The organism is Sphingobium sp. WR1 (genome assembly GCF_059693745.1).
The window spans coordinates 1-970 of sequence record NZ_JCATID010000095.1; the positions used below are offsets into that span (position 1 = coordinate 1).

Genomic DNA, 970 nt, shown 5'->3' on the forward strand with positions numbered 1-970 from the left:
GTCTGGCGGGTTCGAGGCCGTCGCCTCGCCGCTCGTTACTTGGGCCTTCCCGAACCAGGCGCCGGCACGTGCCCGTCTGGAGCAGGCGCGGGCGACCGAGCGCGCCGCGCTCGCCGGATGGGACGTCGCCGTGCTACGATCGTTGCGCGAAGTGGAGACGGCGCTGGCCGCCTATGACGCGGAGACGCGGCGCAACCGCGACCTGCAAACGGCCTCGCGCGAGGCGCTGGCTTATGCCCGCCGGACCGGGGCGCGTGTCCGCCTCGGCGACGCGCCGGGGCTGCTTCAGGTCGATGCGCAGCGCGCCACCGCCGCCGCCACGCTCCAGCAGGTCCAGTCCGACTTGGCTGTTGCGCAGAGCGAGGTCGCCCTGTTCCGTGCGNGGTCGATGCGCAGCGCGCCACCGCCGCCGCCACGCTCCAGCAGGTCCAGTCCGACTTGGCTGTTGCGCAGAGCGAGGTCGCCCTGTTCCGTGCGCTGGGGGGCGGTTGGCGCACAGACACAGGGACGAGGTGAAGGTGTGAGATGCGTATACTGATCGTCGAGGATGATGCCGAAACCCGCGCCTTCGTGGCGCAGGGGTTGACCCAGGCCGGGCATCAGGTGGCGGTCAGCGTCGATGGCCGCGACGGGCTGTTCCAGGCCACCGGCGGCGAGTTCGAGGCGATCGTGGTCGATCGGATGCTGCCCGGGTTGGATGGGCTCGCAATGGTGAAGGCACTGCGCGCCGCGGGCGACACCACCCCGGTGCTGATGCTCACCGCGGTCGGCGGGATCGCCGATCGGGTCGAAGGGCTGGAGAACGGCGCGGACGACTATCTGGTCAAGCCGTTTGCCTTCTCCGAGCTGGCGGCGCGGCTGAATGCGCTTGCCCGCCGCCCCGCATCCCGCGGCAACGACGAGGCGCACCAGCTCAAGGTCGCCGATATCGTGCTGGACCTGCATCGCCGTACGGTGAATCGCGGCGGCC

General features: G+C 71.1%; 1 protein-coding gene. It reads left to right on the forward strand.

Annotated elements, in window-relative coordinates:
* Positions 1-525: 525 nt before the first annotated feature.
* Positions 526-970, forward strand: a 445-nt coding sequence (locus tag AC58EF_RS28550; protein WP_497279743.1) for a response regulator transcription factor, incomplete at its 3' end; no start/stop codon positions are given.